At 40.2% G+C, this 14,558-nt stretch carries 16 protein-coding genes; 2 read left to right on the top strand and 14 right to left on the bottom strand.

Annotation, left to right across the window (positions count from 1 at the left end):
- Nucleotides 1–44 precede the first annotated feature (44 nt).
- The 14 genes from FD735_RS03030 to FD735_RS02965 form a co-directional block, all read right to left on the bottom strand.
- Nucleotides 45–404 carry a S1 RNA-binding domain-containing protein gene (locus FD735_RS03030; protein WP_000689619.1) on the bottom strand — a complete coding sequence of 120 codons (360 nt, stop codon included), beginning with the start codon at nucleotides 402–404 and terminating at the stop codon, nucleotides 45–47.
- A gap of 1 nt (nucleotide 405) precedes the next feature.
- Complete coding sequence (locus tag FD735_RS03025) at nucleotides 406–1,806, bottom strand: bifunctional Cof-type HAD-IIB family hydrolase/peptidylprolyl isomerase (RefSeq protein WP_139658436.1); 1,401 nt, start codon at nucleotides 1,804–1,806, stop codon at nucleotides 406–408.
- 122 nt (nucleotides 1,807–1,928) lie between these two features.
- On the bottom strand, nucleotides 1,929–3,032 hold the full coding sequence (locus FD735_RS03020; protein ID WP_139658435.1) for a glycosyl hydrolase family 8: 1,104 nt from the start codon (nucleotides 3,030–3,032) through the stop codon (nucleotides 1,929–1,931).
- 8 nt (nucleotides 3,033–3,040) lie between these two features.
- Nucleotides 3,041–4,351: a glycosyltransferase gene (locus tag FD735_RS03015; RefSeq protein ID WP_042769130.1), complete on the bottom strand. Its 1,311-nt coding sequence runs from the start codon at nucleotides 4,349–4,351 to the stop codon at nucleotides 3,041–3,043.
- Between the two features lie 142 nt (nucleotides 4,352–4,493).
- Nucleotides 4,494–5,273 carry a hypothetical protein gene (locus FD735_RS03010; RefSeq protein ID WP_139658434.1) on the bottom strand — a complete coding sequence of 260 codons (780 nt, stop codon included), beginning with the start codon at nucleotides 5,271–5,273 and terminating at the stop codon, nucleotides 4,494–4,496.
- A 6-nt stretch (nucleotides 5,274–5,279) separates the two neighbouring features.
- Nucleotides 5,280–6,428 carry a non-hydrolyzing UDP-N-acetylglucosamine 2-epimerase gene (gene wecB, locus FD735_RS03005; RefSeq protein ID WP_139658433.1) on the bottom strand — a complete coding sequence of 383 codons (1,149 nt, stop codon included), beginning with the start codon at nucleotides 6,426–6,428 and terminating at the stop codon, nucleotides 5,280–5,282.
- Nucleotides 6,429–6,864: 436 nt separating this feature from the next.
- Nucleotides 6,865–7,374 (bottom strand): GNAT family N-acetyltransferase, encoded by a 510-nt coding sequence (locus FD735_RS03000; RefSeq protein ID WP_139658432.1) that lies wholly within the window; start codon nucleotides 7,372–7,374, stop codon nucleotides 6,865–6,867.
- A gap of 280 nt (nucleotides 7,375–7,654) precedes the next feature.
- Nucleotides 7,655–7,894: a 30S ribosomal protein S18 gene (gene rpsR / locus FD735_RS02995; protein WP_000068664.1), complete on the bottom strand. Its 240-nt coding sequence runs from the start codon at nucleotides 7,892–7,894 to the stop codon at nucleotides 7,655–7,657.
- Between the two features lie 31 nt (nucleotides 7,895–7,925).
- Complete coding sequence (gene ssbA / locus FD735_RS02990; protein ID WP_000609595.1) at nucleotides 7,926–8,396, bottom strand: single-stranded DNA-binding protein SsbA; 471 nt, start codon at nucleotides 8,394–8,396, stop codon at nucleotides 7,926–7,928.
- An 11-nt stretch (nucleotides 8,397–8,407) separates the two neighbouring features.
- Nucleotides 8,408–8,698, bottom strand: a complete 291-nt coding sequence (gene rpsF / locus FD735_RS02985) for a 30S ribosomal protein S6 (RefSeq protein WP_001151782.1) — start codon at nucleotides 8,696–8,698, stop codon at nucleotides 8,408–8,410.
- A 131-nt stretch (nucleotides 8,699–8,829) separates the two neighbouring features.
- Entirely contained in the window at nucleotides 8,830–10,038 is a 1,209-nt protein-coding gene (locus tag FD735_RS02980; protein ID WP_139658431.1) for an MFS transporter, read from the bottom strand.
- A 131-nt stretch (nucleotides 10,039–10,169) separates the two neighbouring features.
- A complete protein-coding gene (gene asnS, locus FD735_RS02975; protein WP_176553073.1) occupies nucleotides 10,170–11,516 on the bottom strand; it encodes an asparagine--tRNA ligase in 1,347 nt (448 codons plus the stop codon).
- A gap of 149 nt (nucleotides 11,517–11,665) precedes the next feature.
- A complete protein-coding gene (locus tag FD735_RS02970) occupies nucleotides 11,666–12,844 on the bottom strand; it encodes a pyridoxal phosphate-dependent aminotransferase (RefSeq protein ID WP_139658429.1) in 1,179 nt (392 codons plus the stop codon).
- 9 nt (nucleotides 12,845–12,853) lie between these two features.
- The gene (locus FD735_RS02965; protein ID WP_139658428.1) at nucleotides 12,854–13,330 is read right to left on the bottom strand and encodes a DUF5590 domain-containing protein; all 477 of its coding nucleotides are present in this window, start codon (nucleotides 13,328–13,330) and stop codon (nucleotides 12,854–12,856) included.
- Nucleotides 13,331–13,449: 119 nt separating this feature from the next.
- Here FD735_RS02965 and FD735_RS02960 point away from each other — a divergent pair, with 119 nt between their 5' ends.
- Nucleotides 13,450–13,896, top strand: coding sequence for a MarR family winged helix-turn-helix transcriptional regulator (locus tag FD735_RS02960; protein WP_139658427.1), 447 nt, complete (start codon nucleotides 13,450–13,452; stop codon nucleotides 13,894–13,896).
- Nucleotides 13,897–13,987: 91 nt separating this feature from the next.
- Nucleotides 13,988–14,536, top strand: coding sequence for an NADPH-dependent FMN reductase (locus FD735_RS02955; protein WP_139658426.1), 549 nt, complete (start codon nucleotides 13,988–13,990; stop codon nucleotides 14,534–14,536).
- The last annotated feature ends 22 nt before the right edge of the window (nucleotides 14,537–14,558 follow it).

Here is a 14,558-nt window from a genome sequence, read left to right as displayed (position 1 = left end):
ATAACAAACGATATTAATATTACAAATGGTTTAGATAATCGTATTTATGGCTTCTTCTTTAAATGCTCTAATGCCTCACGCGTCCAAACAGGCATCATTCGTCCAAGTGGTGCAAAACCGTGCTTGATACGATCATTTGAAAAACGTCTCCGTCTTGGCAATTGATGTTTTTCTTCCTCCAAGGTACGTATGGAAAGACTGGCCTTCCCAGTGTATTCGTCAAAATCCACCACCTGAACTTGGACTTCATCACCAATTTTTAAAATGTCATAGATATTTTCAATAAATCCCGTCCGAATCTCCGAGATGTGAATCAGCCCTGTCACCCCTGTCTCTAACTCGACAAAGGCACCATAGGGCTGAATTCCTGTAATACGCCCAGTTAGCTTATCACCAATTTTCATTCTAGTCCTCAATTTCAATCGTTTCAATTACTACATCTTCAACTGGCTTGTCCATTGCACCTGTCTCAACAGCTGCAATGGCATCCAAGACCTCAAAAGATTCTGCGTCTACCAACTGCCCGAAAACAGTATGGCGGCGGTCAAGGTGAGGTGTTCCGCCTTGCTCTGCATAAATCTCAGCGATTGGTTCTGGCCAACCACCACGCGCAATCTCTTTCTTAGAGTATGGCAAGTGTTGGTTTTGCACGATAAAGAACTGACTTCCATTGGTATTTGGACCCGCATTGGCCATAGAAAGGGCACCACGGATATTGTAAAGTTCTTCTGAAAATTCATCTTCAAAAGCTTGTCCATAAATGGACTCACCACCCATACCTGTACCAGTGGGGTCTCCACCTTGAATCATAAAGTCCTTGATGATGCGGTGGAAAATCACACCATCATAGTAACCGTCTTTTGACAGAGCAATAAAGTTAGCCACTGTTTTAGGAGCATGTTCAGGGAAGAGCTTGATACGCAAGTCTCCGTGATTTGTCTTAATGGTCGCAAGAGGACCTTCTACTGTTTCAATTTCCACTTGTGGGAAATGCAATTCTTTTTCTACCATACCAAATCCTTCTAAGGCATCAAAAATGCCATCTTCTTCTACTGTTTTTGTAATATAATCTGCTTTTTCTTTGATTTTATCATGAGAAATTCCCATAGCAACACTAATACCTGCATAATCAAAGAGTTCCAAGTCATTGAGACCATCCCCAAAGACCATAACATTCTCTGGTTTCAAGCCTAGATGTTCTACAACCTTGGCTACACCAGTTGCTTTGGATCCTGAAATCGGTACGATATCAGATGAATGTTCATGCCAACGCACCATGCGAAGTTTACCAGAGAGACTATCTGGTAACCGCAAGTCATCCCCTTTATCCTCAAAGCTCCACATCTGGTAAATGTCCGCTTTTTCATGAAAATCTGGATCCACATCCAAGTTTGGATAAATCGGATCAATCGCCTCACTGATCAGTTCTGTTCGAGTGGAGAGTTTGGCGTCATAACTGCCAACTAAACCATATTCAATCCCCTCTTGTTTTGTCCAAGAAATGTATTCTTCCACATCTTCTTTGGCAATCTGATGCTGATAAATGACCTGGCCTTTTTTATCTTCGATATAAGCTCCATTTAGGGTTACAAAAAAGTCAGGTTTGAGCTCACGAATCTCTGGAACAACACCAAAAATACCACGTCCAGAGGCGATTCCTGTTAAAATTCCTTTTTCACGCAACTGTTTAAAGACAGTGGGAATTGTAGCTGGAATAAAACCTGTCTTTGACGTACGCAAGGTATCATCAATATCAAAAAAGACGATTTTAATCTTCTTTGCCTTGTATTTTAATTTTGCATCCATCTCTCTACCTCTTTTCCATCACTCCTTCCATTATACCATAAACCTTAGGAAATTCCTTTTTTGAAAAAAGATGAAAATCCTATCAAAAAGAGAGCTAGTATAACTAGCCCTCTCTTTTCATTCTAGAACATCTCTAGAGCAATCATGGTAATCATCGTTGCATCATAGTAGTTGTCCAAAGGTAAATCTTGTGTGAAAATGTATTTATTTTGCTGAAGAAGTTTCAGATAGCCTTCTCCCTTGTCAGACACGTAGGTAATCGGTGCCAAGAAACTACCCGCCTGGTATTGATTGAGGGCCGTTCCGTTCAAGTCATAACCAGCATAAATGCGCTGCTCTTTCATAAAGAAATCCATCATCTTTTGAACGAGTTTTTGGCTTCTTTCATCCTGGCTCTGTGACAAGTGATAAGGCAAACGGCAAGCGTTATAAGAGTACGCCCCATCGTATTGAGATTCGATAGTGTTGGCATCAACAAGACGTGCCCCAGACTTCTCAGCCCAGATAAAGTCTGGCAAGAGACCCGTATCAGAATGAGAACTGATTTGCTCCAGTTGCCCAAGCATCTTATCCTTAACATCCAACCACTGTTTGTTTCCAGTCAGGTCATAAAAAGATTGGAAATAGTGAGGAAGAGTATCAGACGTTCGCATCAAGTAATAATAATCGGAATCCTTGTTTGCCCAATCCCCAACTGTTAAAACACCAGTTTCCTCGTTGTAATTGTACTTAAGGACATCATCCAAGATTTTTTTAGCTTGCGCTTGGTATTCCTGCGCTTTATCTGGCCACTGCTTGGCAGCTTCAATTAAAGAATAAGCGATATAGAGATCTCCATCAGTTGCATTTTGTTTCTCGACCGTTTCGCTATCATTTTTGATCACTTGCTTCCAAGACATCAACTGCGTTCCCTCAATACGATGATTTTGGTAGTAACGATAAAGACTCTCAAAATCTGCTTGACTTGCTTGCCCTTTTTGGGCAGCTAAAACTGTTATGAGCATGCCGTAACTTTGGGCTTCTGATAAAACTGTTGTCTCCTCAGAATCATTCGTCGTACGGACATAGGACTGATTTCCCTTAGTCACAAGAAACTGTTCACTCCATTGGCGGTAAATACGATTACGCATCTCGACTTTACTCCTTCCTCTTGCTAAAAACAATGCTAAACAAAAGATAGAAAGGATGAGCACAAACCATACATATTTTAATTTATTCGTTTTCATAAATCCTCCTATCCTGCAAATCGCTTGGTTTTAACCCACTTGGTTTCTTTTCGTCGGAGTACCTTGTCCAGAACGATTGAAGAAATGGAATCAATGGAAACAACGATAAACATCTGTGCATAAGTGAAATAGGCAGCCAAAGCCAACCAGATTTGCTTTGTAGTAGCTTGTCCAAATTGACTTGCCAATGCTGTCATAATTTGCATCAAATAGAGACCAATCATGAGAATCCAGTTAAAGAGCATGAGCTGGGCGATGTAGATATTGTCCGCATCAAAAGCAAATGGAACCCTGACATCTGGGAAGAAAAGATTAAGACAGATCGCTAGCACATTCGCTAGGAAAATCAAATCCGAAAGAACAATGGCAAAGTTAAACCAAAAGAAAACACATGAATAGTTAAAGACTTCTAGCTTAACGCGCCAGTTTGCTCTGCCAAATAGATGCTTAAAGTTTGAGAGAACAACTTCGTAATTTCCTTTTGCCCAGCGTTTCCGTTGCATATAGTAACTCTTTAAGGTCTCAGGTTCTTGTTGGAAAGCCTCCGAATTATAGGCAAGGGCAATCAATTTACCACTCTGCATGATTTTGAAGGAAATATCGGTATCCTCGGTTAAGGCACCATTTTTCCAACCACCGATACTCTTTACAAAGTCGGTTTGAATGATAAAGTTGGTTCCTGGAATACGCCCAATTTTAAAGAGATGCCACATCCCAACGTGGTGCACGCGCTGAGTAACAACGATTTCCTGGTTGATACAACGAGTCAAGAAATTTTGGTTGGCATTTCGAGTCTTGTTGCGACCGAAAGATGCAACATGACGTTCTGGATCCTTCATCACTTCTTTCACAAGGAAATAAAGGGCATTTTTTTCAGGCATGGCATCTGCATCATAGACACAGATATATTCGCCTGTTGCCATCTCCAAAGCATCGTTTAGAACACCAGCTTTTCCTCCCGTACCAGTACGGTCGATAATAGTCAGATTTCTTTCTGCATATTCAGGCATGGCTTGTACAGACAAACACTCTGCATAGGTATTATCTGAACAGTTATCCGCAAACAAGAGCAATTCCACACGGTCGTGAGGATAGTTCATATCCAAGATAGCTTTTGCCGTTTGGGCAATAACCACATCCTCATTATGAGCAGGAACAACAATCGTTACCTTAGGATAATAAGGTAGCGGCGAAGTATCCACACGAAAATCACTGTGTTTAAACCAAAAGTGAACAGCTGAAAAGAGAATTACCAATCCCCATGCTAGAGAAATCCAAATTGTAAGCAAGGTAAAAATCATTAACATTTGACTAATCATGATTCACCGCCTTAAAATTTTTGTTCACTCGATGGTAAAGAATATTGTATGCAATAAATAGTATGATAAAACAAATGCCAAAGGCGAGACTGAGTCCCAAAGCAATACCAAAAAATAGTTCGGTTAAAGTCATGTTTCCCTCCTAATATTCTACAATTACATCTGTCTCTAGTTGACGTTTGAGATGACTGGCTACATCTGCGTAGTCTTGGTATTTATCTTTATTATCAGGGTTAATCACCAAATAGCCTGTTTGGAACTGAATTCCTTGATTGCCATCTTCTCCATGAAAAACTAAACTGCTCAGTTTCTCCTGCAAACCATTCAAATAAAGTTCCTTCAAAGAATGTTGGTTAGTACTCGATAGAACGAGAAAATTACCATCCGAAACGTAATAGAGCTTATCATTGTAACTCAATTCCTGAGCAATCACCTCTTGAATTCGACTGAGCATCTGGTTATGTTCTTTGGGTTTAATCTGGAAGAACAAATCTTCATGTGCCCAATGAATCAATAGAGATTGAACCGTAACATCACTTTGTTCAGTGACCATAGCTTGGTAACCTGCTCGAGCTTCGTCTTCCTGTTCTTGGACCTTTGAGGTCACCTTGAAGAAATAATAACGAACCTTAAGTAGAATCCCAATCAAAAGTGGAAAACTGATTAATAAGAAGATCAGTTGAATTATTGGGATATAAACCACACCCGCAACCAAAACGATAAGTCCAAAACCAAATGCTAAGATAAGGGTCCAAGTAAGCAAAAGGTCAGATAATACCAACACTGCAAACAAGGCTAAAGCTAAAAACAAGATTTGTTCTAAAATGATTGCTCGAGCATACAAAAAACAAAGCACCAAAAGAATGACCTCACAGGCAAGCAAAGCCATAAGCCAGTTTTTAAATTGACTCCAATTTTTCATTTTATCTTATTTCCCTCCTTTGAATTCAGATACAGAAGTCGCTGCCCCAAAGTACTGTTGAATGGATTGTACGATTCGTTCAGAAGCTCTTCCATCTCCATAAGGATTTGGTGCCTGAGACATTTGTCCATAAAGAGTTTCATCTGTTAGGAGTGCTGCCATCGCTTCTTTCACACGTACTGGATCCGTACCAACTAGCTTCAACGTACCTGCTCTTACTCCTTCTGGACGTTCCGTCGTGTCACGAAGAACAAGGACAGGTTTGCCGAGAGAAGGCGCCTCTTCCTGAACACCTCCAGAGTCAGTCATGATAAAATAGCTTCTTGAAGCCAAATTATGAAAATCAAGTACATCTAAAGGCTCAATCAAGTGAATGCGCTCATGACCAGCTAGAATATCCTTTGCTGCTTCTTGCACAGCAGGGCTAAGGTGAACAGGATAAACAACTTCAATTTCCTGATGAAGATCGACCATCTCACGTAAAGCTGTAAAGACATTTCTCATTGGTTGACCTTGATTCTCACGACGGTGCATGGTTACCAATACAAGTTTCTTATCTGGATCCAATTGATCTAGAACTTCATGATAGTAATCCGATTGAACGGTTAGTTTCAAGGCATCAATGGCTGTATTTCCCGTAATGACAATAGCAGACTCAGGGTGATTTTCCTTAAGGAGATTTTCTTTACTCTCACTAGTTGGAGCAAAATAGAGATCCGCAAGATTATCTGTCATCTGACGGTTCATTTCTTCTGGGAAAGGAGAATACTTATCAAAGGTCCTTAGCCCGGCTTCAACGTGGCCGATACGTACCTGATTATAGAAAGCAACTAAACTTGCTGCAAAAGTTGTTGTTGTATCTCCATGAACAAGAATTATATCTGGAAGTTCTTGCTTAACAACTGGATCAAACTTTTCTAAAATTTTTCCAGTAATATCTAAAAGGGATTGATTTTTCCCCATAATATCCAGGTCATAATGTGGCTCGATGCTAAAAGTTTCAAGAACTTGATCAAGCATTTGACGGTGCTGAGCTGTCACAACTATGATTGTCTCAATGCTGTCACTATGTTTTTGCAATTCTAACACTAAAGGGGCCATTTTAATAGCTTCTGGTCGTGTTCCAAAAACAACCATCACTTTCAGTTTCTTCATTATGCTATCCTTCTACTATAATAAAATTTGATAAATCATATTAATTTGTATATCGAATAGTTCCAATTTCAATTAATTTGACTTTCATAATTATTTTACCGTCAATTTATTTATATGTCAAATTTTTTCCAAATTATATTATTTCATTTAATTTAATTTTAACATTCTGTAACTTTTTTGTAATGATATCGTTTACAACTAAAAACAGCCCATTCTTCGATATGTTTCAGATTTTTTTCAGAAAATATGACAATACACAAACTATTATTTATATGTCTTGTTGTATATTTATATTTGTATTGATATTTCAAACAATTATATTTTATCACTTTGAGGAATAAATTAAACAATTTCAAACAAAAAAATTCCTTTTTCGAATGAAAAAGGGACTGTGATTGTTTACTATATTTAAAATTTAAATCTTATAAAATCTGTCTTAAAACAAATTTTTCGACAGATACAAGACCAATTCTCCGATATCTTCACAAACCGCATTCATGGCCGGTTGATGGTTCTGATACCAAACACCCGTCCCATCTGGAATATAGCCTCGTTTGATGTACAATCTCTGGGCAGGTCCATACCCTGAATGGAGCCCAACACCAAGGGTCACCTTATCCGATATGAGCCTAACTCGTTTTTCTGCTTCTTCCAGCAAGAGATTTCCAATACCTTGATTTTGAAAGGGCTCAAAGACATTGAAATCTGAAAGTTCTGGAGCCATTCCAGCAAAGGGACCCTGCTTAGCATCGGGTAAAATCGTAATGTAACCCGCTACAGCACCCTCAATCTCTGCAACTAAGACTTCTCTCTCCCCACTTTCTTGCTCCTTAAAGTATCGAGTTAAAATTTCCTTTCTACTTGGCCAACCTTGGCTGATAAATCCTCGAGATAGTTCTTTTATGTCAGATTCTTGCATTTTTCTAATTGAACATGTCGTCTTCATAAGCTGCTCCTTTATAGCTTTCTCCTACCATTATAGCACGATAATAAAGATTAAAATAAAAAACCTAGTAAGACAAAAGAATCCTACTAGGTCAACAGGGAATCCTTTCTAACAAAGTCCTATAAAAATCTGAAAAAGAGGTCCCCCGGACCCAACTCGCTCCCTCATTTCAAAGCTCGTGAAAAAAAGACCCGTTGGGGTCTTATTCGCTTTCTTATTTCCGAGCTCATGAAAAAGAGGTCCACTGGACCTGAAAAAAAGACCCGTAAGGGTCTTTTTTTTAATCTTCGTTTACGAAAGGCATCAAAGCCATTACGCGAGCGCGTTTGATAGCTGTTGTTACTTTACGTTGGTTTTTAGCTGAAGTTCCTGTTACACGACGAGGAAGGATTTTCCCACGTTCTGAAACGAAACGGCTAAGAAGCTCAGTATCTTTGTAATCAACATATTCAATTTTGTTTGCTGCGATGTAATCAACTTTTTTACGGCGTTTGAATCCGCCACGACGTTGTTGAGCCATGTTTTTTCTCCTTTATAGTATTAATTGTCCATTAGAATGGTAAATCATCATCTGAAATGTCCAATGGATTGGTTGCTCCAAATGGATTTTCAGAACGTGAAAAGTCTGGTACTGGATTTGCAGGTGCTGATTGACCAGCAGTTGGTGCAGAATAAGCTCCACCTGAATGTCCTTCGCGCACTCCGCGGCTTTCCAACATTTGGAAATTCTCAGCCACGACTTCTGTTACGTAGACACGTTGTCCTTGCTGGTTATCGTAACTACGAGTCTGGATACGACCTGTGATCCCGATAAGAGAGCCTTTTTTAGCCCAGTTAGCAAGATTTTCAGCCTGTTGGCGCCACATAACGACATTGATGAAATCAGCCTCACGTTCGCCATTTTGACTCTTAAATGTACGGTTTACTGCAAGAGTAAAAGTCGCAACTGCTACATTTGATGGGGTATAACGCAACTCAGCGTCACGTGTCATACGCCCTACAAGTACAACATTGTTAATCATAATTTACCTTCTTACGCGTCAAGTTTGACGATCATGTGACGAAGAATGTCAGCGTTGATTTTTGAAAGACGGTCAAACTCTTTAAGAGCTGCGTCGTCGTTTGCTTCAACGTTAACGATGTGGTAAAGTCCTTCACGGAAATCTTGGATTTCGTATGCAAGACGACGTTTTTCCCATGATTTTGATTCAACAACAGTTGCACCGTTGTCAGTCAAGATAGAGTCAAAACGTGCTACCAAAGCGTTTTTCGCTTCTTCTTCAATGTTTGGACGAATGATATAAAGAATTTCGTATTTAGCCATTGATATGTTCCTCCTTTTGGTCTAATGACCCCTAGTCTTTGCAAGGGGTAAGTGAGGTTTGCTCACAATAAACTATTATACTAGAAAAACTGATAGATAGCAAGAGAAAAAGATAAAAATGAAAAATAACTCTATTGCTTAGAAATAACATTCTCTTTCAGTTCTAAAGCTCTGGCCATCTCTTTCAAAATGAAGAATAGTGAAAAGCCGACTATTACTAAAAAGAATCCTAAGTAAATAAAGGCTTCTACAAAACCTAGAGCATCAATCAGCCATCCCGTCAGAGGAAAAATAACAATCATACTCAGGCTGAACATCATGGAGTAGACACTTAGCATGGTTGCACGTACCTCACTTGGGAGTCGCTTTTGTAAATCGTTGTCAAAAATCGGTTGAAAGAGAGCATATAAGGCGTTACTAATCAAATAAATCAAAATATAAATCAGTGGCGTACCAAAGTAGGAAAGTAAGTAGGCCACCCCCGTCAAGAGTACAAGAATAGGAAAGAGCTTTAAGGCTGCATACTTCTTTCCAATCTTACTCGCTAGATAAACTGCCCAGATATTCAAAACACTGCCGATTAACATGACCATCGAAATCTGCCATCCTTCTAAGTCTGACAGTTGATTTTGATAGTAAAAATAAAACATGCACATCAGAGTTCCGATGATTTGGGACAGAATCATCCAGCCAAAAAGACTGGGATTTCTCTGCAACTCCTCTTTGACAGTCCAAATAATTTTTTTCATGGTCAGACGCTCAGACTTTTGCGCTTTAACACTAGGCTCTTTTAGCATCCAAGTTAAGAATACGGCAATTATAGAAGTAGCAATCATGATATAGTAGGTCAAGTGCAATTGACCATGGACAAAAAATCCCGCTAAAACGGTCCCCAAAGACCGAGTTCCTTCTGCTACTCCTGACATAAAACTTGAAATAGACAAGTAGCGCTCTTTTAATCCAGCCTCCACGGCCGAATCATAAACCATGGCTGCACTCGTCCCCGAATCAAAATTATAAGACAAGGCACTCACCACCATCGCGAGTGCGTAAATCCAAAAATTACCTTGCCCTAGTAACATGAGAATAGACGACGCAATCCCAGCAATCCGACTGAGATAAAGATTGGTTTTATAGGAATAGCGGTCAGCTAACATTCCAGAGGGAATTTCACAAATGACACTGGTGGCATGAAAAATACTTTCCAACAAACCAATCTGCCAAAGTGACATCCCATTTTGACTGAGAAATAGAATCCAAAAGCTAGTAATGCCCAAAAAGGCAAAAAATTCTACCCCAGCCATGAGACCGATATTCTTCCGATAATTTGGTATAAACATCATTTCTCCTTTAACAAGTGTATATATCCTTTTGTCTGTCACTTGTTAATCCTGACTTTACATGTTCCTCACCTTTTCCTTCAAGTATTATGGTGTTTTGAAAAAACGCCTATTGTGGCGTTTTAATCTTTTTATGGTTTGATACGGTGTAACATACGTGGGAATGGAATGGCTTCACGGATATGTTTTGTACCTGCTGCGAAAGTGACCATACGTTCAATACCGATACCAAATCCACCATGTGGTACTGTACCATATTTACGAAGGTCAAGGTAAAATTCATATTCTGTACGATCCATGCCCAGTTCTTCCATTTTAGCTACAAGAGCATCGTAGTCTTCCTCACGCATAGATCCACCGATGATTTCTCCGTAACCTTCTGGTGCCAGCAAGTCTGCACAAAGCACGCGCTCTGGATTTCCAGGAACTGGTTTCATGTAGAAGGCCTTGATAGCTGCTGGGTAGTTCATGACAAATGTTGGCACACCAAAGTGGTTTGAAATCCATGTTTCGTGTGGTGAACCAAAGTCATCGCCATGCTCAAGATGCTCGTAGTCAGCATCTTCATCATTTTCATGCTCTTGCAAAAGGTCAATGGCTTGATCGTAAGTGATGCGTTTGAACGGCTCTGCAATGTAGCGTTTCAAGAGATCTGTATCACGTTCCAAGGTTTCCAAGGCTTGAGGCGCACGATCAAGAACACCTTGAAGAAGGGCTTTAACATAAGCTTCTTGCAAGTCAAGTGACTCATCGTGTGTCAAGTAGGAGTACTCCGCATCCATCATCCAGAACTCAGTCAAGTGACGACGCGTTTTTGATTTTTCAGCACGGAATACTGGACCAAAGTCAAATACACGACCAAGAGCCATAGCCCCTGCTTCTAGGTAAAGCTGACCTGATTGGCTCAAGTAGGCCGGCGTCCCAAAGTAGTCTGTTTCAAAGAGTTCTGTTGAATCTTCAGCTGCGTTTCCTGAAAGAATTGGACTATCAAATTTCAAGAAGCCATTCTTGTCAAAGAACTCATAAGTTGCATAAATGATAGCGTTACGGATTTGCATCACAGCCACTTGCTTACGAGAACGGAGCCACAAGTGACGGTTGTCCATCAAGAAGTCTGTTCCGTGTTCTTTTGGTGTGATTGGGTAGTCTTGAGATTCACCAATCACTTCGATGTCTGTAATATCCAACTCATAGCCAAACTTAGAACGTTCGTCTTCTTTGACAATTCCTGTCACATAAACAGAAGTTTCTTGGCTCAATCGTTTGATGACATCAAACTTCTCAAGTCCCACTTCTTCACCGAACTTTTCAATAAAGTTTGGTTTAAAGGCTACACCTTGGAAGAAGGCCGTTCCATCACGCAATTGCAAGAAGGCAATTTTCCCTTTTCCTGATTTGTTGGCAACCCAGGCTCCGATGGTCACTTCTTGACCAACGTAGTCTTTTACATCGATAATTGTTACACGTTTTGTCATAATCTATCTTCCTTTTTTCGTTTAACTTGTCCGAAGACATCATTACCCACTATTTTACCATAAATAGACTGTGATAGCTAGGTTCTACTAGAGAAAAATCGCGAGATTTTCGTTACAAAAAATCTTCGCTAAAAAGGCGAAGATTCTAAGTTTTATTTTTCCATAAACTGGTGCAAACGACGAATAGCTTCTTTTAATGTATCCAAGTCTGTAGCATAGCTGAGACGAACATTTTCTGGTGCTCCAAATCCAGCTCCTGTAATCAAGGCCAGTCCGACTTCTTCGAGAATAGCCGTTGTAAACTCTGTCACATCAGTATAACCCTTCATCTCCATCGCTTTTTTAACATTTGGGAAGAGATAGAAGGCTCCTTGGGGCTTGACAACTTCAAATCCTGGCACTTGGCACAAGAGTGGATAAATGGTATTCAAACGTTCTTCAAAGGCTTGACGCATGGTTTCAACAGAGTCTTGCGGTCCAGTCAGGGCTTCAATGGTAGCATATTGTGATACAGCAGTTAGGTTTGAGGTTGTTTGTCCTGTTAGCTTGCTCATAGCAGCAATAATCTCTGGATTTCCTACTGCATAACCTACCCGCCAACCAGTCATGGCATATGCCTTAGATACACCGTTGATAACAATGGTTTGCTTACGAATCGCTTCTGACAGACTAGAGATTGGAACAAATTCGTTCCCGTTATAAACCAAACGACCATAAATATCATCTGCTAGGATGAGAATATCATGTTCCACAGCCCAATTTCCGATAGCCAAGAGCTCCTCACGAGTATAAATCATACCGGTCGGATTCGATGGCGAATTGAGAACCAAGACCTTGGTCTTATCTGTTCGGGCTGCTTCTAGCTGCTCTACCGTTACTTTAAAGTGATTGTCTTCCTTGGCCTGGACAAAGACTGGCACTCCTTCTGCCATTTTGACTTGATCTCCATAGCTGACCCAGTATGGTGTAGGGATAATGACCTCATCACCTGGATTGACCATAGCCATAAAGAAGGTGTAGAGAGAAAACTTGGCACCTGTGGCAAAGGTAACCTCATTAGCTGCTACGGAATAGCCATAGTAGCGTTCAAAATAGGTATTAACCGCAGCCTTTAAGTCTGGTAGACCTGAAGCAACTGTATAAAAGGAAGCGCGTCCATCTCGAATCGCTTCCACCGCCGCATCCTGAATGTTTTCAGGAGTATGAAAATCAGGCTGTCCCAAGGTTAAGAAAAGAACATCTTTTCCCTGAGCTTTTAATGCTTTGGCTCTTGCATCACTAGCTAGAGTGACGCTTTCTTCCATTTCTAGTACACGTTTGGATAGTTTCATATGCCCTCCTTATTGGATCACTGCTCCTGTTTCAAAGTCCACCAGATAGTAGTGGTTTCCTGACTTGACTTCCCAAATCGGCTTGTCCTGATAGCGACCAAAGGTGACTTTGTCAATATCGCTAGCTCCTTTTTCCCTCGAAATCGTCGCTGCCTTGTCTTGAGAAATCCCCTTATCAAGCTGGTAAACATAAATCTTGTGATCATTCTTTTCAATCAGTACTGCAATGGCCTCTTGCTTTTTATTATGTCCTAAAACGCTATAATAACCTTCTAGTCCATTATAAAAATCAACCTGATCTGCCTCTTCCAATTCTGCATACTGCTTGGCCAGCTTTTCTCCCTCAACCCTAGCATCTTGATAGGGTTTCATGCTGAGTGATATCAGATAAAGGAAGGAAGTCGTCATGACTAGCAGTACCAGAGAAATACCGATTCCATATTGTATAAGTAGCTTGTTTTTTGCTTTTTTCTGTCTTAGTTTCACTCGTCTATTTTACCATCTCTCTTCCTTTATTACAAGTGAATATAGGAACTTTCTGAGATAATTCCCCTATGAAATCCATGCCTCTTGTATTTCTATTTATTTATTGATAGAATACCCTTATGAAACAATATTTGAAAGAAAAAATTTCTCAAAATCAATTAGACCTGAAGACGGCTATCGTTATCAATAAAGCGATACGAAGTTTTAAACCTTATGAAACCAAGGCTGCCAAAGAACACGGACTAACCCCTACTCAATTTTCCGTTCTGGAAACTCTCTATAGCAAGGGAGAACTGCGCATTCAGGATTTGATTGAAAAAATGTTGGCCACTTCTGGAAACATGACTGTTGTGATTCGAAACATGGTTCGAGATGGGTGGATTTCTAGAACTTGTGATCCAAAAGACCGTCGTTCTTTTTTCCTGAAATTAACACCTGCAGGACGCAAAAAAATTGAAGAGGTTCTTCCTGACCATATCGATTCTATCGTAGAAGCACTCAGCATCTTGGAAGATAGCGAAAAGGAAGACTTAATCCACATTTTAAAAAAATTTAAAAATTTGTGAGCAAAATTATTGCTAATTAGTGTTATTTGTTGTAACATAGATGGTAACAAAAGAGTTCGCTCTTTGAATTTTAAACTAAAGGAGACATATCATGTCTAAAAAAGTATTATTTATCGTCGGTTCACTTCGCCAAGGTTCTTTCAACCACCAAATGGCCCTCAAAGCTGAAAAAGCACTTGCTGGAAAAGCGGAAGTTAGCTATCTTGATTACTCAGCTGTTCCTCTCTTCAGCCAAGATTTAGAAGTTCCAACTCATCCAGCTGTAGCTGCTGCTCGCGAGGCTGTCCTTGCTGCGGATGCTATCTGGATCTTCTCTCCAGTCTACAACTTCTCTATCCCTGGAACAGTTAAGAACTTGATTGACTGGCTCTCTCGTGCCCTTGACTTGACAGATACACGTGGTGCTTCTGCCCTCCAAGACAAGTTTGTTACTGTCTCATCTGTTGCCAATGCAGGTCACGAGCAACTCTTTACGATTTACAAAGACCTCTTGCCATTTATCCGTACACAAGTCGTTGGTAATTTCACTGCTGCACGTGTCAATGACTCTGCTTGGGCAGACGGAAAATTGGTGTTAGAAGAAGCAACTGCTTCATCACTTGCTAAACAGGCAAATGACCTTCTTGCAGCCATCAACTAATCCAGCAAAAACCAGCTCGAAT

Origin of the sequence: Streptococcus sp. 1643 (assembly GCF_006228325.1) — a bacterium.
GTDB lineage: Bacteria > Bacillota > Bacilli > Lactobacillales > Streptococcaceae > Streptococcus.
The sequence above is the reverse complement of the archived record's forward strand: the minus strand, read 5'-3'. Positions and strand labels throughout refer to the sequence as shown.

Excerpts from the sequence above, each read along its gene's own strand:
- FD735_RS03030 (WP_000689619.1), bottom strand. The coding sequence starts at position 404 with ATGAAAATTGGTGATAAGCTAACTGGGCGTATTACAGGAATTCAGCCC.
- FD735_RS03025 (WP_139658436.1), bottom strand. The coding sequence starts at position 1,806 with ATGGATGCAAAATTAAAATACAAGGCAAAGAAGATTAAAATCGTCTTT.
- FD735_RS03020 (WP_139658435.1), bottom strand. The coding sequence starts at position 3,032 with ATGAAAACGAATAAATTAAAATATGTATGGTTTGTGCTCATCCTTTCT.
- FD735_RS03015 (WP_042769130.1), bottom strand. The coding sequence starts at position 4,351 with ATGATTAGTCAAATGTTAATGATTTTTACCTTGCTTACAATTTGGATT.
- FD735_RS03010 (WP_139658434.1), bottom strand. The coding sequence starts at position 5,273 with ATGAAAAATTGGAGTCAATTTAAAAACTGGCTTATGGCTTTGCTTGCC.
- wecB (WP_139658433.1), bottom strand. The coding sequence starts at position 6,428 with ATGAAGAAACTGAAAGTGATGGTTGTTTTTGGAACACGACCAGAAGCT.
- FD735_RS03000 (WP_139658432.1), bottom strand. The coding sequence starts at position 7,374 with ATGAAGACGACATGTTCAATTAGAAAAATGCAAGAATCTGACATAAAA.
- rpsR (WP_000068664.1), bottom strand. The coding sequence starts at position 7,894 with ATGGCTCAACAACGTCGTGGCGGATTCAAACGCCGTAAAAAAGTTGAT.
- ssbA (WP_000609595.1), bottom strand. The coding sequence starts at position 8,396 with ATGATTAACAATGTTGTACTTGTAGGGCGTATGACACGTGACGCTGAG.
- rpsF (WP_001151782.1), bottom strand. The coding sequence starts at position 8,698 with ATGGCTAAATACGAAATTCTTTATATCATTCGTCCAAACATTGAAGAA.
- FD735_RS02980 (WP_139658431.1), bottom strand. The coding sequence starts at position 10,038 with ATGTTTATACCAAATTATCGGAAGAATATCGGTCTCATGGCTGGGGTA.
- FD735_RS02970 (WP_139658429.1), bottom strand. The coding sequence starts at position 12,844 with ATGAAACTATCCAAACGTGTACTAGAAATGGAAGAAAGCGTCACTCTA.
- FD735_RS02960 (WP_139658427.1), top strand. The coding sequence starts at position 13,450 with ATGAAACAATATTTGAAAGAAAAAATTTCTCAAAATCAATTAGACCTG.
- FD735_RS02955 (WP_139658426.1), top strand. The coding sequence starts at position 13,988 with ATGTCTAAAAAAGTATTATTTATCGTCGGTTCACTTCGCCAAGGTTCT.